The organism is Propionivibrio sp. (assembly GCF_049316945.1).
Taxonomy (GTDB): Bacteria; Pseudomonadota; Gammaproteobacteria; order Burkholderiales; family Rhodocyclaceae; genus Propionivibrio.
The window spans coordinates 13,619-32,818 of the sequence record NZ_JBMOJE010000006.1 but is presented as its reverse complement, the minus strand read 5'-3'; the positions used below and the strand labels follow the sequence as shown (position 1 = coordinate 32,818).

The 19,200-nt window shown below is 58.2% G+C and carries 16 protein-coding genes; all 16 read left to right on the top strand.

Going from position 1 to position 19,200, the window contains the following annotated elements:
• The first annotated feature begins 160 nt into the window (after nucleotides 1-160).
• Complete coding sequence (locus ACOYNV_RS02555) at nucleotides 161-1,087, top strand: catechol 2,3-dioxygenase (protein WP_422898168.1); 927 nt, start codon at nucleotides 161-163, stop codon at nucleotides 1,085-1,087.
• Complete coding sequence (locus ACOYNV_RS02550) at nucleotides 1,087-1,509, top strand: GlcG/HbpS family heme-binding protein (protein ID WP_422898167.1); 423 nt, start codon at nucleotides 1,087-1,089, stop codon at nucleotides 1,507-1,509. Before ACOYNV_RS02555 ends, ACOYNV_RS02550 begins: the two co-directional genes overlap by 1 nt.
• A gap of 30 nt (nucleotides 1,510-1,539) precedes the next feature.
• Complete coding sequence (locus tag ACOYNV_RS02545) at nucleotides 1,540-2,994, top strand: 2-hydroxymuconic semialdehyde dehydrogenase (protein WP_422898166.1); 1,455 nt, start codon at nucleotides 1,540-1,542, stop codon at nucleotides 2,992-2,994.
• Nucleotides 2,995-3,083: 89 nt separating this feature from the next.
• Nucleotides 3,084-3,836: an alpha/beta fold hydrolase gene (locus ACOYNV_RS02540; protein WP_422898165.1), complete on the top strand. Its 753-nt coding sequence runs from the start codon at nucleotides 3,084-3,086 to the stop codon at nucleotides 3,834-3,836.
• Between the two features lie 13 nt (nucleotides 3,837-3,849).
• On the top strand, nucleotides 3,850-4,632 hold the full coding sequence (dmpE, locus tag ACOYNV_RS02535; RefSeq protein ID WP_422898226.1) for a 2-oxopent-4-enoate hydratase: 783 nt from the start codon (nucleotides 3,850-3,852) through the stop codon (nucleotides 4,630-4,632).
• A gap of 12 nt (nucleotides 4,633-4,644) precedes the next feature.
• Nucleotides 4,645-5,439: an SDR family NAD(P)-dependent oxidoreductase gene (locus tag ACOYNV_RS02530; RefSeq protein ID WP_422898164.1), complete on the top strand. Its 795-nt coding sequence runs from the start codon at nucleotides 4,645-4,647 to the stop codon at nucleotides 5,437-5,439.
• A 26-nt stretch (nucleotides 5,440-5,465) separates the two neighbouring features.
• Nucleotides 5,466-6,389: an acetaldehyde dehydrogenase (acetylating) gene (locus ACOYNV_RS02525; protein WP_422898163.1), complete on the top strand. Its 924-nt coding sequence runs from the start codon at nucleotides 5,466-5,468 to the stop codon at nucleotides 6,387-6,389.
• A gap of 12 nt (nucleotides 6,390-6,401) precedes the next feature.
• Nucleotides 6,402-7,433 (top strand): 4-hydroxy-2-oxovalerate aldolase, encoded by a 1,032-nt coding sequence (gene dmpG, locus ACOYNV_RS02520; protein ID WP_422898162.1) that lies wholly within the window; start codon nucleotides 6,402-6,404, stop codon nucleotides 7,431-7,433.
• Nucleotides 7,430-8,218 carry a 2-oxo-3-hexenedioate decarboxylase gene (gene dmpH / locus ACOYNV_RS02515; protein WP_422898161.1) on the top strand — a complete coding sequence of 263 codons (789 nt, stop codon included), beginning with the start codon at nucleotides 7,430-7,432 and terminating at the stop codon, nucleotides 8,216-8,218. The genes dmpG and dmpH overlap by 4 nt, the downstream gene beginning before the upstream one ends.
• 29 nt (nucleotides 8,219-8,247) lie before the next feature.
• Nucleotides 8,248-8,439, top strand: a complete 192-nt coding sequence (locus tag ACOYNV_RS02510) for a 2-hydroxymuconate tautomerase (protein WP_422898160.1) — start codon at nucleotides 8,248-8,250, stop codon at nucleotides 8,437-8,439.
• A 110-nt stretch (nucleotides 8,440-8,549) separates the two neighbouring features.
• Nucleotides 8,550-9,539: a YCF48-related protein gene (locus tag ACOYNV_RS02505; protein ID WP_422898159.1), complete on the top strand. Its 990-nt coding sequence runs from the start codon at nucleotides 8,550-8,552 to the stop codon at nucleotides 9,537-9,539.
• 21 nt (nucleotides 9,540-9,560) lie between these two features.
• Nucleotides 9,561-11,951: an efflux RND transporter permease subunit gene (locus ACOYNV_RS02500; protein WP_422898158.1), complete on the top strand. Its 2,391-nt coding sequence runs from the start codon at nucleotides 9,561-9,563 to the stop codon at nucleotides 11,949-11,951.
• A gap of 85 nt (nucleotides 11,952-12,036) precedes the next feature.
• A complete protein-coding gene (locus ACOYNV_RS02495) occupies nucleotides 12,037-14,106 on the top strand; it encodes a DUF1302 family protein (protein WP_422898157.1) in 2,070 nt (689 codons plus the stop codon).
• Nucleotides 14,107-14,124: 18 nt separating this feature from the next.
• The gene (locus ACOYNV_RS02490; RefSeq protein ID WP_422898156.1) at nucleotides 14,125-15,438 is read left to right on the top strand and encodes a DUF1329 domain-containing protein; all 1,314 of its coding nucleotides are present in this window, start codon (nucleotides 14,125-14,127) and stop codon (nucleotides 15,436-15,438) included.
• A 521-nt stretch (nucleotides 15,439-15,959) separates the two neighbouring features.
• Nucleotides 15,960-17,273 (top strand): DUF1329 domain-containing protein, encoded by a 1,314-nt coding sequence (locus ACOYNV_RS02485; protein ID WP_422898155.1) that lies wholly within the window; start codon nucleotides 15,960-15,962, stop codon nucleotides 17,271-17,273.
• A 48-nt stretch (nucleotides 17,274-17,321) separates the two neighbouring features.
• Nucleotides 17,322-19,061 (top strand): sigma 54-interacting transcriptional regulator, encoded by a 1,740-nt coding sequence (locus ACOYNV_RS02480; protein ID WP_422898154.1) that lies wholly within the window; start codon nucleotides 17,322-17,324, stop codon nucleotides 19,059-19,061.
• Nucleotides 19,062-19,200 lie beyond the last annotated feature (139 nt).

The window sequence follows — 19,200 nt, the reverse complement described above, 5'->3', positions numbered from 1 at the left end:
CTTAATAACTGTACTTTAATTTTTTATTATAATTCTCGAGAATATAGATTGACATCGAGATTGAGTAGTAATATCGTTTCAAAAAACTGATTACGTAAATTTCTGTAAAAATAAGTTGAAATTTTGTGATCGCCAAATTTAAACAGGAGAGGGGACAATTATGGCAATGACAGGTGTTTTACGTCCGGGACACGCGCAGATTCGCGTGCTCGACATGGAAGAGAGCGTCAATTTCTACACCAACGTTATGGGTCTGCTGGAAACCGGCCGTGACAGCCAGGGTCGGGTGTACTTCAAGGCGTGGGACGAGCGTGACCACAACAGCATAGTTCTGCGCCAGGCTGAGCGGGCAGGGATGGATTTCTTTGCCTTCAAGGTGATGAATAAGGCGACTCTGGAAAAGCTGGATGCCGACCTGAACGCCTATGGTGTCAAGACCGAGCGCATTCCGGCTGGCGAGATGCTGGAAACCGGCGAGCGCGTGCGCTTCAAGCTGCCCACCGGTCACAGCATCGAGCTCTACGCCGAGAAGACCGACGTTGGCAACGGCATGTCCTACACCAACCCGGAACCGTGGGTGCCTGACCTGAAAGGGATCGCGCCGTCACGTCTGGATCACTGCCTGATCTACGGCGGCGACATCGATGGTAATCGCAAGCTTTTTGAAGATGTGCTTGGTTTCAATCTGGTCGAGCGCATCAAACTCGAGGATGGCGAAACCGATCTGGCCACGTGGTTTACCTGTTCGACCAAGGCGCACGACATCGCCATGGTGCGTCACGGTGAAGACGACAAGATGCACCATGTATCCTTCCGCCTCGACAGTTGGGAGCAAGTTCTGCGCGCCGCCGACATCATGTCGATGAACCGTGTTTCGATCGACATTGGTCCGACCCGTCATGGTGTCACCCGCGGCACGACGATTTATTTCTTTGACCCTTCCGGCAATCGTCTCGAGACATTCTGTGGAGGTTACGACTTCTATCCGGATATGCATCCGGTGACCTGGACTTGGGAAGAAGTGGGTCCCGCCGTTTTCTATCACGACCGCAAGCTCAATGATGCCTTCCTGAGCGTGGTGACCTGATGCAAGTTGCCGCCAACACGCCGGGCATTTCGGCCGAGGCGGCGGCTGCCGCCTGTTCGGCGGCAGTTGCTCATGCCGAAACCAATGGCTGGAAGATCAATGTTGCAGTGGTTGATCGCGGTGGCAATCTGATGGCTTTTCTGCGCATGCCGGGCGCTTTTCTGCATTCGATAGATATAGCAATCGACAAGGCTTATACCTCGGCCAGTTTCGGTTTTCCGACCAAAGCCTGGATGTCGGTGATCGGTCAGGACGAGGGGATGAAGTTCGGCTTTTCCAGCCAGCCGCGGCTGATTGTCTTTGGTGGTGGGGTGCCGATTGGGGAGGGCGAGTGGATGGGCGGCATCGGTGTCTCCGGTGCTTCAGAAGCGCAGGACGAAGAATGTGCTCGAGCCGGTCTGGCCGCCATCGGTTTGGTTTAAGAACAGCAAACAACAAAGGAACACAGCAAAATGAAGCAAATCCTGAATTTCATCAACGGTGAATTTGTCGCCACCGCCAAGCAGTTTGAAAAGCGCACCCCGGTTGATAATTCGCTGATCGGCAGGGTGCACGAAGCCGGCAAGGCCGAGGTCGATGCCGCCGTGGCCGCAGCGCACGCCGCCCTGGAAGGCCCGTGGGGCAAAATGACAGTGAACGAGCGTACGGATCTCCTGAACAAGGTGGCCGATGAGATTACGCGCCGTTTCGATGAATTTCTGGAGGCCGAATGCGCCGATACGGGCAAGCCGAAGAGCCTGGCCAGCCATATCGACATTCCGCGTGGTGCCGCCAACTTCAAGATCTTCGCCGACGTTATCAAGAACGCGCCGACCGAGTTTTTTGAAATGGCGACCCCGGATGGCCGTGGCGCCCTCAACTATGCCGTGCGCCGCCCGGTCGGTGTGATCGGCGTGGTCTGTCCGTGGAACCTGCCGCTGTTGCTGATGACGTGGAAGGTCGGCCCGGCCCTGGCCTGCGGCAATACCGTGGTGGTCAAACCGTCCGAAGAAACGCCGTCAACCGCTACCCTGCTTGGCGAGGTGATGAATGCTTGCGGGATTCCCAAGGGCGTCTACAACGTGGTTCATGGCTTCGGCCCGAACTCGGCCGGTGAGTTCCTGACCACCAATCAGGATGTCAATGCTATTACCTTTACCGGCGAAACACGCACCGGCGCCGCCATCATGCGGGCAGCGGCCGAAGGCGGCCGCCCGGTATCACTGGAAATGGGCGGCAAGAATCCGGCCATCGTTTTTGCTGACGCCGACCTGGACGTGGCGATCGAAGCCACCCTGCGCTCCTGCTTCTCCAACTGTGGACAGGTTTGCCTGGGCACTGAGCGCGTCTATGTCGAGCGCCCGCTGTTCGATCAATTCGTTGCTGCACTTAAGAAAGGCGCCGAAGCGCTCAAACTGGGCGTGCCGAGCGACCCCAAGACCAATCTAGGCCCACTGGTCAGCCAGGAGCATCGCAGCAAGGTGCTGTCCTATTACAAAAAGGCCGTCGAGGAAGGTGCAACGGTTGTCACCGGCGGGGGCGTTCCCGAGATGCCGGGCGAACTGGCCAACGGCGCCTGGGTACAGCCGACCATCTGGACCGGTGTCAGCGACGACGCAGCAATTGTGCGCGAAGAGGTTTTTGGTCCGTGTACGGTGGTCATGCCGTTCGACAGCGAAGAGGACGTGGTAAAGCGCGCCAACAACACGATTTACGGTCTGGCCGCCTCGATTTACACCAAGGATGTTACCCGTGCCCACCGTGTCGCGGGCAAGATGGAAGTGGGTCTGGTGTGGGTCAATAGCTGGTTCCTGCGTGATCTGCGCACGCCCTTTGGCGGTTCCAAGCAGTCCGGTATCGGCCGCGAGGGTGGCGTGCATTCACTTGAGTTCTATACCGAACTCAAGAACATCTGCATCAAGCTTTAAGCGGCGAACGACCATGACCACAAGTAGCCCGGAAATCGGCCGCAGCATCATCGCTGCCGGTATCAGTACCAATTGCCACGATGAGGGCGATGGTTTTCCTGTATTACTCATCCACGGCTCCGGGCCGGGGGGTGACAGCCTGGGCCAACTGGCGCCTGGCCATCCCGGAACTGGCCAAGCGTTCGCGTGTTCTGGCGCCGGACATGGTCGGCTTCGGTTTTACCGATCGCCCGGCAGGAATCAACTATGGCCTGGATGCCTGGGTCGAGCACGCCATTGGCGTTCTCGATGCCCTGGATGTGGCGCAGACCGATGTGGTCGGAAATTCATTCGGTGGCGCCATTGCTCTGGCTCTGGCTATTCGTCACCCGCAACGGGTACGTCGGCTGGCGCTGATGGGTAGCGTCGGTATTTCCTTCGGCCTCACGCCGGGGCTGGACGCGGCCTGGGGTTATGAACCCTCCCAGGCTGCCATGCGCCGCCTGATGGATTTCTTTGCCTTCGACCGCAGCCTGGTGACCGACGAACTGGCCGAATTGCGCTATCAGGCCAGCATCCGCTCCGGCTTCCAGGAGTCATTCTCGGCCATGTTCCCGGCACCGCGTCAACGCTGGGTCGAAGCCATGGCCAGCGATCTGGAATCCATCAAAGCCATCACCCACGAAACGCTGATCATCCACGGGCGGGATGACCAGATCATCCCGTTAGACAATTCGCTGCGCCTGCTTCAACTCATCGAACGCTCGCAACTGCATGCCTTCGGCTGTTGTGGCCACTGGGTTCAGATCGAGCACGCGGCCCGTTTCAACCGACTGGTCGGCGATTTTATTACCGAAAAATAACGAAAGAATGACTATGGAACAGCAGCAGATAACGCAACTGGGCGACGAACTTTACGAAGCCCTGACGACCGGCAAGACGGTCAGCCCGCTGAGCTCGCGCGGCTTCGAGATCAGCATCGAGGATGCCTATCACATCCAGCAGCGCATGCTGTCGCGGCGCATGGAGAAGGGCGAGAAAGTTATCGGCAAGAAAATTGGCGTCACCAGCAAGGCGGTGATGAACATGCTAGGCGTGCACCAGCCCGACTTCGGCTATCTGCTTGACGGCATGGTGTTCAACGAGGGCGAGTCGATCCCGATGAGCACCCTGATCCAGCCCAAGGCCGAAGGCGAAATTGCCTTTCTTCTCAACAAGGATCTGATGGGTCCGGGCGTCACCGCCGCCGACGTACTGGCCGCCACCGAGGGTGTCATGGCCTGTTTCGAAATCGTCGACTCGCGCATAACCGACTGGAAGATCAAGATTCAGGACACCGTTGCCGATAACGCTTCCTGCGGAGTCTTTGTTCTTGGCGACAAACTGGTCGATCCGAAGAAGGTCGACTTGTCCCTGTGTGGCATGGTGCTCGAGAAGAACGGCGAAATCGTCGTCACCGGCGCCGGGGCCGCAACCCTGGCTTCGCCGGTCAATGCCATGGTCTGGCTGGCCAACACACTGGGGAATCTCGGCATCCCGCTCAAGGCTGGCGACGTCGTCCTCTCCGGCGCACTTGGCGCCATGGTGCCGGTGCAGGCCGGCGACAGCCTGCGTGTCACCATCGGTGGCATCGGTGGCTGCTCGGTTCGGTTCGTCTAAGGCGATTCACGGATGGATCTCCAACTCTCCGGCAAGCGCGCCCTGGTGACCGGCTCCACTGCAGGCATCGGCTTCGCCATTGCCACCGAACTGGCCCGCGAAGGTGTTGCTGTCACCGTTAATGGTCGTAGCCCGGAAAGGGTGGCAGATGCTGTTCAACGTCTGCGCGGCCTGGTAGCGGGGGCGGTGGTCAGCGGTGTTGCAGCCGATGTGGCAACCACGGCAGGTGTTGCCGTGCTGATCGCCGCCTGCCCACAAGCCGATATCCTGGTGAACAATCTCGGTATCTTCGATCCAGTCCCGTTTGAAGACATCCCGGACAGTGAATGGCAGCGCTTTTTCGACACCAACGTGATGAGCGGCGTGCGCCTTTCGCGCCATTACCTGCCGCTGATGAAAGCGGCCAACTGGGGCCGCATTGTTTTCATCTCCAGCGAATCCGGCGTCAATCCACCACCAGAGATGGTCCATTACGGCATGACCAAGGCGGCGCAACTTTCCGTTTCGCGTGGTCTGGCTCAAAGTTGCGCCGGAACCGGGGTGACGGTCAATGCGGTGCTGCCCGGCCCGACCAAGTCCGAAGGCGTGGCTGAATTTTTCGGCAAGCTGGCCACCGCGCAAGGCGTCAGCCTCGACGAAATGGAACGTCTTTTCTTCGCCGAAGCCCGACCGACTTCCATCCTCAAACGCTTCATCGATCCGTCCGAAGTGGCTGCCCTGGTGACCTACGTGTGCAGTCCGCGCTCGGCCGCCACCAACGGCGCAGCCCTGCGGGTCGAAGGCGGCATCATTTCCTCGATGTGTTGAACGATTTCTTTTCAGGAACATAAGCAATGACAAAAAAAATCAAATGCGCGCTGATCGGGCCGGGCAACATCGGCACCGATCTGCTCTACAAGCTCAAGCGCAGCCCGTATCTCGATCCGACCTGGATGGTCGGTATTGATCCTGAATCCGAAGGTCTGGCCCGTGCCCGTGACCTGGGTCTCAAGACCTGTGCCACCGGGGTCGACGGCTTCCTGCCGCAGGTGCTCGAAGACGGCGTGCAAATCGCCTTCGACGCCACCAGCGCCTACGTCCATGCCGAGAACAGCCGCAAGCTCAATGCGCTCGGCGTCATGATGATCGACCTGACCCCGGCCGCCATCGGACCCTTCTGCGTTCCCCCGGTCAACCTCAAGGCACTGGTCGGGCGCAAGGAAATGAACGTCAACATGGTTACTTGCGGCGGACAAGCCACCATCCCGATGGTCGCCGCCGTCTCCCGCGTGCAGAAAGTCGCCTATGGCGAAATCGTCGCCACTGTTTCCAGCAAATCCGCCGGCCCGGGCACGCGCAAGAACATCGACGAATTCACCCGCACCACGGCCGGTGCCGTCGTGAAGGTCGGCGGCGCCGTCAAGGGCAAGGCCATCATCATCATCAACCCGGCCGAGCCGCCGATGGTCATGCGCGACACCGTGCATTGCCTGACCGAAGATACGCCCGACCAACAGGCGATTACCGACTCCATCCACGCGATGATCAAGGAAGTGCAGAAGTACGTTCCTGGTTACCGCCTGGTCAATGGCCCGGTGTTCGACGGCAACCGCGTCTCGGTGTACCTCGAAGTTCAGGGTCTTGGCGACTACCTGCCCAAGTACGCCGGCAACCTCGACATCATGACCGCCGCTGCGGCCCGCACGGCGGAAATGTTCGCCGAAGAAATCATCAACGGCACGCTCAAACTCGAGCCCGTTCTTAACGCAACCGCGTAAGGAGAAACGAACATGAATCTACGCGGCAAAAAAATCACCGTCCACGACATGACCCTGCGGGATGGTATGCATCCCAAGCGTCACCTGATGACCCTCGAGCAGATGATCAGCATCGCCACCGGCCTTGATGAAGCCGGCGTGCCGCTGATCGAAGTCACCCACGGCGATGGCCTGGGCGGCTCCTCGGTTAACTACGGCTTCCCGGCGCACACCGACGAGGAATACCTTGGCGCCGTCATCCCGAAGATGAAGAAGGCCAAAGTCTCGGCTCTGTTGCTCCCCGGCATCGGTACCGTCGACCACCTCAAGATGGCGCGTGACTTGGGCGTACACACCATCCGTGTCGCCACCCACTGCACCGAAGCGGACGTCTCCGAGCAGCACATCACCATGGCTCGCAAGCTGGAGATGGATACCGTCGGCTTTCTGATGATGGCCCACATGAACAGCGCCGAAGGCCTGGTAAAGCAAGCCAAACTGATGGAAAGCTACGGCGCCAACTGCATCTACGTCACCGACTCCGCTGGCCACCTGCTGCCAAATGGCGTCAAGGAACGCCTCGGTGCCGTGCGTGCCGCCCTGAAGCCGGAAACCGAGCTCGGCTTCCACGGCCACCATAACCTGGCCATGGGCGTCGCCAACTCCATCGCCGCCATCGAAGTCGGGGCCAACCGCATCGATGCGGCAGCGGCTGGCCTCGGCGCCGGTGCCGGCAACACACCGATGGAAGTCTTCATCGCCGTGTGCAGCCTGATGGGCATCGAGACGGGTGTCGATGTCGCCAAGATCACCGACGTTGCTGAAGACCTCGTCGTACCGATGATGGACTTCCCGATCCGCATCGACCGTGATGCGCTGACGCTCGGTTATGCCGGCGTCTATGGTTCCTTCCTGCTCTTTGCCAAGCGTGCATCCGTCAAATACGGCGTGCCGGCGCGAGACATTCTGGTTGAGCTAGGCCGTCGCGGCATGGTCGGCGGACAGGAAGACATGATTGAAGACACCGCCATGAGCATGGCACGCGCACGAGGATTACTGGCATGAAACTGGATCAAACAACTATCGCTCAACTGGCTGAGCACCTTGAAAACGCCGAACTGCAAGCACACGATGTCCTGAAGATCACCGAAGCCCATCCGGAAATGGATTGGGATGATGCCTACGCCATCCAGAACGAAATCCTGCGCCGCAAGCTGGCGCGCGGCAATCGCGTGGTCGGTCTGAAGGCCGGCCTGACGTCGCACGCCAAGATGAAGCAGATGGGCGTCGAAACGCCGTGTTTTGGTTTCCTCGTCGATTACTTCAGTGTCTGCGAAGGCGGCGAAATCAAAATGAGTGAACTGATTCATCCCAAGATTGAGCCGGAAATCGCTTTTGTGCTCAAGCGTGCCCTCACCGGCCCGGGCTGCCATATTGGCGCGGTTCTGGCAGCCACCGATTTCGTGATGCCCGGTCTTGAGATCATCGATTCACGCTACCGCGACTTCAAGTTCGACCTGAAGAGTGTGATTGCCGACAACTGCTCCTCGTCACGCTTCGTGCTTGGCGGTCAGGCGGTTCCGGTCTCTGAACTGGACCTGCGCACCCTGGGCGTGGTCATGGAAAAGAACGGCGAGGCGGTGGCCATCGGTGCCGGCGCTGCGGTGCTCGGCCATCCAGCGGCGGCGATTGCCATGCTGGCCAATCACCTTGGCGCGCATGGCGAGGAAATTCCGGCCGGCACCATGATCCTGTCGGGCGGTGTGACCGAGGCCGTTGCGGTCAAGGCCGGCGATCACGTCAACTTGCGCATCCAGTCGCTGGGCAGCGTCAACGTCCGTTTTGTCTGAACTGACTCAACCTTAATGAAGGAATCACCATGCCGTTCGCTCAAATCTATCTCATCGAAGGCCGTACCGATGAACAAAAGAAAGCGGTCATCGAAAAAGTGAGTGCCGCACTCAGCGAAGCCGTTGGCGCTCCCATGGAAAACGTCCGCGTCTGGATCCATGACGTGCCGAAGGCGCAATGGGGGATTGGCGGCAAAACCGCCAAAGAACTCGGGCGCTAAAAAGCCTTTATCAAAAGGGTCGGGAATTGGTTCCCGACCCAACACATAACGGGGGAAAACCGTGCCATTACGGGCGGTTCGGGGCTTTTTGCACCCAAAAGGGAGGATCCGTGAAGAAGAACAGCAAAAAACAAAACCAGGCCGCGTTGCGCCAGAGCCTTTGCGCCTTGAGTACGCTGGCTGCCATTGCGGGACTCAGCGCCTGTTCGCAAGGGCCCGATCTGTCGGGCATCGCCAGCGAACGCCAGCGCCCCGTGCAGCGTTACGACATCAGCCAGTCCATTGCCAGCAACGGCAAAGTGGTTGTCGTCGGCACGCAAAGCGGCGCCGTTCTGGTCTCGAATGACCAGGGAAAGACCTGGGAGCGCAACATGCTCGGACATACGTCCCTGGTCGACATGACCGTCTGCGGTGACAAGGGGTTCCTGGCGGTCGACCATTACCGCAAGGTCTGGTCGGCCGATCCGGACGGCAAGAACTGGCAGTCGGTGCCGCTCGAAATGCCGCGTACGCCGTTGGCAGTGACCTGCGATCGTCATGGTGGCTGGTGGGTGGCGGGTATCAACGCGGTCATCTCCGGCAGCTCAGACGGTGGCAAAACGTGGAAGACGAGCGACCTTGGCGCCGATGCACATATCACCAACATCCAGTTTCTTGACGAGAAAAATGCAATCGCTCTCGGCGAATTCGGTTTGACGGCGACCAGCGACGATGGTGGCGCGACCTGGAAGAAAGGCCCGAAGATTCCTGGTGATTTCTACCCCTACGCGGCACTCTTTGCCAGCCGCAACGAAGGCTGGGTGAGCGGTCTGGCCGGCCAGATGCTGCACACCACGGATGGCGGTAAAACCTGGAGCAAGCAGAACAACACCGCGCATGCCACGCTCAACCGCTTGTTCATGCACGACGGCGTTCCCTTTGGTGTCGGAGCCGGCGGTGTGATCGCCCGTCTTGAAGGAAATAGCTGGCGAGCCGTGCCCTATTCGGATCCCGTACCGGTCTTTCTGGGCGGCGGCGCATCGCTGCCGGGTCAATCCGCCATCGTCATCGGCGGCCCCGGCGGGCTGCTGCGTGCTGTCAGCACACTCGCCAAACAATAAGCCAGGGAGACAAATAACACCATGGTTACCAAGTCACGTCATGCCCTTACCCACGCCCTGCACAAGGGCGAGGAGTGGATTTTCCGCAGTCCGAAGATTGTTCTGTCGCTGGTTTTGCTGGTGACGATCCTTTTTGGCTGTGCCCTGCCCAGTCTGCGCGTTTACACCGATTTTTCCGATCTGCTGCCGCAGAATCACCCGTATATCAAGGTTTATAACCACCTGAAAGAAAATTTTGGTGGTGCCAACATGATCGTGATGGCGGTTGAAGTCGAGAGGGGCACCATCTTCAATGATGAAACGCTCAAACTCATTCACGACGCAACGCAAACCGTCGACAACCTGCCGGGGGTTAACCACAACCTGGTCAACAGTCTGACCCACCGCACGGCGCGTAAAGTCTTTCTTGATGACCAGGGTGGTTTCGCCTCCGAGTCCTATTACGACGCGCAGAAACCGACGCGAACCGTCGCTGAACTCGAGCAGTTGCGCAACGATGTCATTGCCAATCCGACCATCTACGGCCTGCTCGTTTCGCCAGACATGAAGGCGGCCCTGATCAAGGCGCAACTGAACGAGGGTGATATCGATTACCCGGCGACTTTTGCTGCGTTGCAGAAAGGACGAGAGATTCTGGACAAACCGGGTCATAAAATTTACGTGACCGGCAACCCGGTGCTTACGGGCTGGGTTTATACCTACCTCAACCAGATCCTGCTGATCATGATGTGGACCCTGGTACTGCTGTCCGCCTTGCTGATTGCTTACTTCCGCCGCCTGTACGGCATCGCGCTGCCTTTGCTCGGCATTGCCCTGTCCTCGATCTGGGGCCTCGGTTTCATGGCCGCCATGGGCATCAACCTTGAACCCTTGTCGCTGCCGATCCCCTTCCTGATCGCCGCCCGCGCAACGTCGCATGGCGTGCAGCTGGTGGTGCGCTACTACGAGGAACTGGCGATCGTCCACGACGGCAAGAAGGCCGCGCGCAATGCGCTCGATGCCCTGTTCCGCCCCGGTTCGCTGGCCATCATCGTCGATGCGGTCGGGATCGCGGTACTGATGCTCGGTGCGGCGCCCTTCAACTTCAAGCTCGGTCTGGCGGCAGGTTTCTGGGGCTTCTCGGTCATCTTCACCGTGCACTTCATGGTTCCGCTGGCTTTGACCATCCTGCCGGCACCGAAAAATCACGAGAACGGCAACCAGGGTATCCGTGATTTCCTGGCCAGAACCATGGCGCTGACCGGCGGTACCGAAGGCGGTGCACGTTCGATCCTGATTCTGAGCCTGATCGGCGCCATCGGCGGCGCGTATTTCGTGACCAAGGTACAGCTCGGTGAGTCGGAGCCCGGTTCGCCACTGCTGCATTTGAACCACGACTACAACGTATCGACCAAGGCGATCAACACCCGCTTCCCCGGTTCCGAGGAGTTGCATGTGATCGCCCGCACCGAGGAGAAAGGCGGCATCAAGCGGCCGGAGGTTATGGCGGCCATCGAACGCTTCCAGGCGCACATGCTTTCCGACCCGACGCTGGGTGGCACCAAGGCCATGCCAGGCGTCTTGCGCGTGGTGAACAAGCTGACGCACAACGACGACCCGCGCTGGATGCAGTTGCCGGACACCAGCGATGAAATCGGTGGCCTGATGTTTGCCTACATGGCCTCCAGCCCGATTCCCGGGGCCCTGAAGGAATTCGTCAATGCCGACGAAAACGAAGCCAACATGGTCTTCTATTACAAGGATCACCAGGCCGAGACGATCAGCCGCATCGTGGTGCTGGCGGAAGAGGGCATCAAGAAGATTCAGGCCGAAGTTCCGGGCCTGCACATCGAACTTGGCGGCGGCATCATCGGCGTCACGGCGGCCGGCAACCAGGCCTTGCACACCGACCACATGATCATCATCCCGGCCGTCATGCTGATTGCCTTCGTTATCGTGATGATCTACTACAGCTCGCTTCATGCCGGCTGGCTGATGGTTCTGCCGATGCTCTTCTCGACCTTGATGACCTACGCCTACATGGGAGCGCTCAACATCGGCATCAGCGTGAATACGGTGCCGGTGATTGCGGTGGGCGTCGGGGTCGGCATCGACTATGCGGTGTACTTCATGGATCGCATCCGCGAAGAGTATGCCCTGCTGCGCGACATGAAAAAGGCCGTGGTCAACGCCGTCGCCACCACCGGTTACGCCGTCAGCTTTACTGCGGTCACCCTGGTCGCCGGCGTCGTGCTGTGGATCTTCATGTCCGACCTGCGCTTCCAGTCCGACGCGGCGATCCTTCTTTGCTTCATGCTCATCGTCAATGCGATTGCGGCTGTGCTGATCGTCCCGTCCTGGTGCGTCGTCTTCATGCCCAAGTTCGTGACGGCCGTGCATTACGACGAAGACCATATTCTGGAAAACGATTAATACAAAGAGGCCCGTCAGAGGCCATTAAATAGAGAGAGTAGCAAAGCAGAAGTTCTTCAACAGAATTAATTGGAGGGGGTTTTACATGAAATTGAGACAACAACACAGAAGCGCGCGCCGACGCGCACACCTGACAATGGCCGCCGCCGCCGTCCTGGCTTTTTCCGGGCAAGTAGTGGCCGACGATAATCTGCCGGCCATGGGAGAAGACGCCTCTGCCTGGAAGGCGGACGTGACTTATGAAAACCATACCGCTCGTCGCGAAAGCGCCGGCCTGGCGAAGTTCCGCAACACCTTGCAGGTGGAAGCCGACAAGGGCCTGAGCAACGGCTGGGCAGTGCATACCATTCTGCGTGGCAGCTGGGATGGCGTGTACCGCATGAATAGTGGGGAGTATGGGAGGAATGCGGGTAGTTCCGCAGGCAATCCGACAATGCTGCAGAGCACGGTTGGCGGTGCATTGGTGCCGGTGGCCTACGCTGGTGTAGGTCCGATTGTGGATTACACAGGTGCCGCTGGAATGCTCACTGCTGGCTTGAGTGCGGCCCCGCCGGCTGGGCCTGGCTTACCCCCCGCAACTGCAGCAGCCATTGCTGCACAGAACGCCTTCTTGAATTCTGCCAACTTGGCAGCGAATAGTCCGGATGTCGGTTTGAGGACATTGGGTGATCGTTGGCACAACATTGACGGTGGCGTAGCCTTTGCCGTTCCGGTTCGGCCTTGTGATACCGATTCGCGTGGCTGTCGCGACTTTGGCGGTTACGGCGACAAGACACTGAGCGGGCTTGAGGCGCCCGAGTTCAATGATCGCTGGGACTTTCTGCGCGAAGCGTATGCCAAGAAAACCATTGGCCTGGAAGACGGCAAGTCGGTCTTCCTGAAAATCGGCAAGCAGCAGGTGGTCTGGGGTCGTACCGATCTGTTCCGGGTGCTCGATGTGATCAACCCGGTCGATTACTCGCGCAACAACATTTACGACGAACTCTCGGATATCCGTATTCCGATGTGGATCGCCCAGGCCGAATACCGCATGGGCGCCAGTGATTCGATGCAGGATCGCAACATCCAGTTGTTGTGGAACTTCGACAAGTTCCGCCCGAACAATCTGGGTCAGTGCGGCACGCCCAACGTCATCCTCGACGCGGGGTGTTTCTTCCGCGGCATGGCCAATCTGTGGGACAACGGCGGTACGGTGGCGAATTTCGCCAATGTCGCGCAAGGTACCTATCTAGCTACCAACTTCGGCCCGCACCAGATTGGTATCAACAAGGTGAATCTGCCTGAGTGGAGCCTGCAGAACACGCAACTGGGTGCGAAATACGAAGGCGTTACCAAGGATGGATTGTCATTCTCCCTGAATGCCTTGACTTATCGCTCACAGTTGCCGTCTCTTCATGGAGGAAAGGGCGCCGTCAATTCGTTCACCGGTCAAACCCAAGGCGCCTGGCCCTTCCTGATCTCCTTCGACATGGAGTTTCCCCGGGTTAACCTGATCGGTGGCTCGATGGACTTCCAGTTGCCATCGGTCGGCGCTGCCGTCCGGACGGAGCTGGCTTTCACCCAAGGCGAGGAATTTGCCAACACTGCACGGGAAGAGTTGTACTCGAAGAATAATGTCTCGCGCATGGTGGTCGGGGTGGATCGTCCGACCTTCATTCCGTTCATCAGCGAGACATCAGCCACGCTCCTCTCGGCTCAACTGTTCTGGCAGCATATCTACCAGTTCCAGCGCGAAGAGCGTTCGCTTGGCACAGTTGGCATTCCAGACTGGCAGGATAACTTCATCGGCACCTTCCTGATCAAGGGATTCCTGAAGAGTGGAACGATCAGTCCGCAGGTCATCTTTGCCCGGGACTTCAATGCCAGGGCATTTGCCGTTGCGCCACAGGTTGAGTGGAACTTCAGCAATGACCTCAAGCTGACCTTCGGCGCCAACTACAAATGGGCCGATGGCAACAGTCAGTACAAAGTCGACGATTGCCGCTCGTGTAACCCCTTTGCACCATTCACCGCACCCGTTGGCGATCCCAATCCAATGACCCCCTACTCGCGCGGCCTTTCCGGTCTTGAACCACTGGGTCGTTTCCGCGCCGGTCCGATCGGTGCCGCGTTCAAGGAAAACGACGTTTACGTCAAGCTCAACTACAAGTTCTGATAACCAAGGAGACATTACATGAAAAAACAACTCAAAGCCTTACTACCCATGCTGGTTGCCGGTTTCATGGGAAGCGCCATGGCCGCCACCGAGGCCGACGTCGAAACCTCGTTCAACCCCTACAAGGCGGGGATGCCGAGTTTTCCCGGCTTGACCGTTGGCACGGTGATCAACAAGGCCAACGTCGACCAGTTCAAGGATGCCCTCAGCGTCGGCGTCTACAAGCTGATCAAGGACGGCATGTTCGAAATGAAGGTCGGGGCCACTACCCAGTTCACCATCAATAAGCCCTATGTCGATGCCACCAAGGCCAACCTCAACAAGGCCAAGCTCGGAGCCAAGACCGGCGAATTGACGGGCTACGTAGCCGGTCGCCCGTTCCCGGAAGAACCCGATGCCAAGGATCCGAACGCCGGCGACAAGCTGGCCTGGAACTACAAGTACGGGGTGAACTGGGGCGATGGCGCCATCATCTCGCCGTTCTACTGGAAGTACCGCAACTTGCAGACCGGTCAGGTGGAAAAGACCATCAAGTACGACTTTCACTTCCTCAACTTCATGCATCGCGTTAAAGATGCGCCGGTTCCGGATATCACCCCGAATCCCTCGGGAATCTATCGCGCCATTTACGTCAAAGCCAACGAGCCGCAGGATCTGAAGAACACCCAGCTCCTGATCCAGCGCTTCGACGACGACAGCAAGATGGACGACGCCTACCTCTACCTCGGCTTCCAGCGTCGCGTGCGCCGTCTGGCCCAGGGTCAGGTGACCGACTCCTTCCTCGGCTCCGATCTCATGATCGAGGACTTCGAGGGCTATAACGGCCGCGTTTCCGACATGAAGTGGACCTTCAAAGGTACAAAGAACGTGCTGCTGCCCTTGTGGAACCACGATGAACTGAAGCTGGCGACCGACATGCCGGTGGAAGCGGACGGTTACAAGTTCGTGAACTATAGCGGTCAGGGCGGCTGCTTCTTCGATGCTACCTGGCAGTTGCGCAAGGTGTATGTGCTGGAAGCAGTGCCGGTCAACCCGAACCACCCGATCAGCAAACGCACCTTCTACATGGATGCCCAGTTGCAGAACCTGAATGGCGCGGTCGACATCTATGACCGCAAGGGCGAAATGTGGAAAGTGTTCAGCGTTGGTAAATCGAACGCCGACCATCACCTGCCGATCAACAAGGGTGCCGGCATTGGTGTTGATGATGCGGTAATCATGGTTGACGTGCAGTCCAAGCACTGCACCACGGCGCAGTTCAAGGGCCAGGTCGATCCCAAACGGAATCCTGCCAACCTGTTCCAGGTGCAGAACATGCGCGGTGGCGATTGATCCGCTAGCGGAGTAATTCGTTACGACGAGACTGATGTTGTTGTCTCTCTGCATTTCGGGGGCCCTTGGCCCCCGTTTTTTCGACATGAAGCACAAATGGTAAAAGTTTCGCGCCGCCAGATTTTTATGGATATTGTGAGGTTCCAGCAATTCTCGAGAATAAGCATTGACATCGATAAAAATGAAATTATCGTTTTATCCTGAGAGCCGCAGTTGGATGTGATGCCAATGTCGCAGGCCCTCATCACCAGCCCTTCTCCCGGCTCTGCATTTCCTTCGGTCACAGGGAGAAGGGTGTAAACCCCCTCTCCCCGCGGGAGAGGGTTGGGGTGAGGGCTAAGCACGCGTCAAACCTGGCTTCGCGGTCAATTAGCCACGGCCAACTGAGGTTTTTTTGGTTTATGGAATTTATTACGTAAATCTGGCGAAGAACAATTTGAAGTTTTGAGATTACAAAATTAAATAAAGCAGGGATTGATAGTGGTGAAAATCACTACCCGTTCCGATAACGGAGGGGTTACATGAAAAAACAGTTAAAAGCCTTGCTGCCCATGCTGGTTGCCGGTTTCATGGGCAGCGCCATGGCTGCCACCGAGGCCGACGTTGAAGCCTCGTTCAACCCCTACAAGGCGGGGATGCCGAGTTTCCCAGGCTTGACTGCCGGCACGGTGATCAACAAGGCCAATGCCGATCAGTTCAAGGATGTTCTCAGCATGGGCATCTACAAACTGCTCAAGGACGGCCTGTTTGAAATGAAGGTCGGGGCTACTACTCAATTCACCATCAACAAGCCCTATATCGATGCCACCAAGGCCAATCTCAACAAGGCCAAGCTTGGAGCCAAGACCGGCGAACTCACCGGCTACGTAGCCGGTCGCCCGTTCCCGGAAGAACCCGATGCCAAGGATCCGAACGCCGGCGACAAGCTGGCCTGGAACTACAAGTACGGGGTTAACTGGGGCGATGGCGCCAGCATCTCGCCGTTTTACTGGAAATACCGCAACCTGCAGACCGGTCAGGTGGAAAAGACCATCAAGTACGATTTTCATTTCCTCAACTTCATGCATCGCGTGAAAGATGCGCCGATCCCGGAAATTACGCCTAATCCGTCCGGCATCTACCGCGCCATCTACGTCAAGGCCAACGAGCCGCAGGATCTGAAGAACACCCAGCTGTTGATCCAGCGCTTCGACGACGACAGCAAGATGGACGATGCCTACCTCTATCTCGGCTTCCAGCGTCGCGTGCGCCGTCTGGCCCAGGGTCAGGTGACCGATTCCTTCCTCGGTTCCGATCTCATGATCGAGGACTTCGAAGGATACAACGGCCGCGTCTCCGACATGAAATGGACCTACAAGGGCACCAGGAACGTCCTGCTGCCGATGTGGAACCACAATGAGCTGAAACTGGCCACCGACATGCCGGCGGAGGCCGACGGCTACAAGTTCGTGAATTACAGTGGACAGGGCAACTGCTTCTTCGATGGCACCTGGCAACTACGCAAGGCTTACGTGCTGGAAGCGGTGCCGGTCAATCCGAGCCACCCGATCAGCAAGCGAACCTTCTATATGGACGCCCAGTTGCAGAACCTGAACGGCGCCGCCGAGAGCTATGACCGCAAGGGCGAGTTGTGGAAAGTGTTCAGCGTCGGCAAGACGCACGCCGACCATCACCTGCCGATCAACAAGGGGGCTGGCATCGGCATCGACGATGCTGGATTCATGGTTGACGTCCAGTCCAGGCACTGCACGACGGCGTATTTCAAGGGCCAGGTCGACCCCAAAAAGAGTCCTGCCAACCTGTTCCAGGTGCAGAACATGCGCGGCGGCGATTGATCTGCCAGCGCAGAAAATCGCCATGAATTGTCGGGACGGTGCCAGAGGATGAAGTCAGTAGATAAAGCAGGAATGAAAAAGCATCCGCCGGAGGCGGCGATGAATGAGCGGGTTTTGAGTGAGCGCTTCAACCTGCGTTCGCTGCTGCGCTTCGATCCTGAAAATGCCAATATCTGGCTCGATGAAAACCGCATGCTGTTGCTCCATACCCGCGCGCTTGGGGCGTTGCGCAAGGAGTTGTTCGACTCGCTTGGCGAAGAAAGGGCGCGCGGGCTATTGATCCGTATGGGCTTCGTATCCGGTCAGCAGGATGCCAAGCTGGCCAAGAAAATGATTGGCGACGGCGACCCCAATGCGCCTTTTTTTCTGGGGCCGGAACTGCACATGCTGGAGGGGATCGTCAGGTCCAGGTTGGTACGCCACGAACTGGACGTGTCTGCCGGAAAGTTCGATGGCGAACTTGTATGGGAGAACTCCTGGGAAGCCGAATCGCACAGAAGTTTTTTTGGTGTCGCCGATCACCCGGTGTGCTGGAGCCAGATTGGCTACGCTTCCGGGTATGTCACGGAGTTTCTCGGCCGTCTGGTGGTGTTCCGTGAAGTCGAGTGCGCCGGGTGCGGCCACGCCGCTTGCCGTATTGTCGGCAAACCCGCCGAAGAGTGGGAGGATGCCGAAGACTACCTTCGCTACTTCCGTCCCGAGAACATTTTCGGAGAGCTGGAGCAGTTGCAGGAAGAGGTCGCCAGCCTGCGTGCCACCCTCGTTACGGAGCGGCCGCAGAGTGATTTGATCGGAGTCTCGGAAGGTTTTCGCGCTGCCTTCGATCTGTTGCAGCGTGCCGCAACCTGTCCCATCACGGTCATGTTGCTGGGTGAAACGGGGGTCGGCAAGGAGCGCTTCGCACGCTGGCTGCATGAACATAGCGAACGTTCCGAAAAACCTTTTATCGCCATCAACTGTGCGGCGATTCCCAACGATCTGATTGAAGCCGAGCTGTTCGGCGTCGAAAAAGGCGCCTACACGGGGGCCCTGCAATCGCGCAGCGGCCGTTTCGAACGTGCCGACGGCGGAACCCTTTTTCTCGATGAGATCGGCGACCTGTCGCTCGCCGCGCAGGTCAAATTGCTGCGGGTGCTGCAGACGGGCGAGCTGGAACGTCTGGGAGACAGTCAGGTCAGGCGGGTCGATGTGCGCTTGATCACCGCGACCAATGTAAACCTCAAACAGGCGATCAGCGGGGGGCGTTTCCGCGCCGATCTTTATTACCGGATAGCTCCCTACCCGGTACGGATTCCACCGCTGCGTGAGCGCACCGCCGACATTCCGTTGCTGATCGATGCCCTGGTCAGCAAATACTCCGGCCTTTACAAAAAAGAACTCAGGGGCTTCACCGATCGCGCCATGCAGATGCTGAAGCGTTATCCCTGGCCGGGAAACATTCGGGAACTGGAAAATGTCATCGAGCGCGGCGTGCTTCTGGCGCCGCCCGGAGGGCCGATCGAAATCGGAAACCTGTTCGACGACATGGACAATGCGGCAGAAACCGTCGGCCGGGAGCTTGATGGCCATGGGCACGTCTGCAGTGTGCAGGAGGGCTCGGAACGTCGCCTCTGCGAGGAACTTCTGGCGACACCCCTGGACTGGAATCGCCACGAAAAACAGGTCTTCGCGATGGCTGCGGCCAAGGCCGGCGGCAATCTGGCTGAAGCCGCCCGCCGGCTCGGGATTACCCGGCGGCAACTCGCCTATCGCCTGGAACAGTCCGATGAGAGCGGCAGTGCGGGTTAGCCTTCGCCGCGCAAAAAATGTTGCAGCGCAACTCGACAGCAGCGTAACTCGCCCGCATTCAATTTACAAATTTGTAAATCGATAAAAAGACATGTTTACCGGGATTTTAGCTAAGTGAATGAATTTACTAATGTTTCAT

What these genes read in the sequence shown, in the direction of transcription:
- ACOYNV_RS02555 (WP_422898168.1), top strand. Translation starts at nt 161, where the DNA reads ATGGCAATGACAGGTGTTTTACGTCCGGGACACGCGCAGATTCGCGTG.
- ACOYNV_RS02550 (WP_422898167.1), top strand. Translation starts at nt 1,087, where the DNA reads ATGCAAGTTGCCGCCAACACGCCGGGCATTTCGGCCGAGGCGGCGGCT.
- ACOYNV_RS02545 (WP_422898166.1), top strand. Translation starts at nt 1,540, where the DNA reads ATGAAGCAAATCCTGAATTTCATCAACGGTGAATTTGTCGCCACCGCC.
- ACOYNV_RS02540 (WP_422898165.1), top strand. Translation starts at nt 3,084, where the DNA reads ATGGTTTTCCTGTATTACTCATCCACGGCTCCGGGCCGGGGGGTGACA.
- dmpE (WP_422898226.1), top strand. Translation starts at nt 3,850, where the DNA reads ATGGAACAGCAGCAGATAACGCAACTGGGCGACGAACTTTACGAAGCC.
- ACOYNV_RS02530 (WP_422898164.1), top strand. Translation starts at nt 4,645, where the DNA reads ATGGATCTCCAACTCTCCGGCAAGCGCGCCCTGGTGACCGGCTCCACT.
- ACOYNV_RS02525 (WP_422898163.1), top strand. Translation starts at nt 5,466, where the DNA reads ATGACAAAAAAAATCAAATGCGCGCTGATCGGGCCGGGCAACATCGGC.
- dmpG (WP_422898162.1), top strand. Translation starts at nt 6,402, where the DNA reads ATGAATCTACGCGGCAAAAAAATCACCGTCCACGACATGACCCTGCGG.
- dmpH (WP_422898161.1), top strand. Translation starts at nt 7,430, where the DNA reads ATGAAACTGGATCAAACAACTATCGCTCAACTGGCTGAGCACCTTGAA.
- ACOYNV_RS02510 (WP_422898160.1), top strand. Translation starts at nt 8,248, where the DNA reads ATGCCGTTCGCTCAAATCTATCTCATCGAAGGCCGTACCGATGAACAA.
- ACOYNV_RS02500 (WP_422898158.1), top strand. Translation starts at nt 9,561, where the DNA reads ATGGTTACCAAGTCACGTCATGCCCTTACCCACGCCCTGCACAAGGGC.
- ACOYNV_RS02495 (WP_422898157.1), top strand. Translation starts at nt 12,037, where the DNA reads ATGAAATTGAGACAACAACACAGAAGCGCGCGCCGACGCGCACACCTG.
- ACOYNV_RS02490 (WP_422898156.1), top strand. Translation starts at nt 14,125, where the DNA reads ATGAAAAAACAACTCAAAGCCTTACTACCCATGCTGGTTGCCGGTTTC.
- ACOYNV_RS02485 (WP_422898155.1), top strand. Translation starts at nt 15,960, where the DNA reads ATGAAAAAACAGTTAAAAGCCTTGCTGCCCATGCTGGTTGCCGGTTTC.
- ACOYNV_RS02480 (WP_422898154.1), top strand. Translation starts at nt 17,322, where the DNA reads ATGAAGTCAGTAGATAAAGCAGGAATGAAAAAGCATCCGCCGGAGGCG.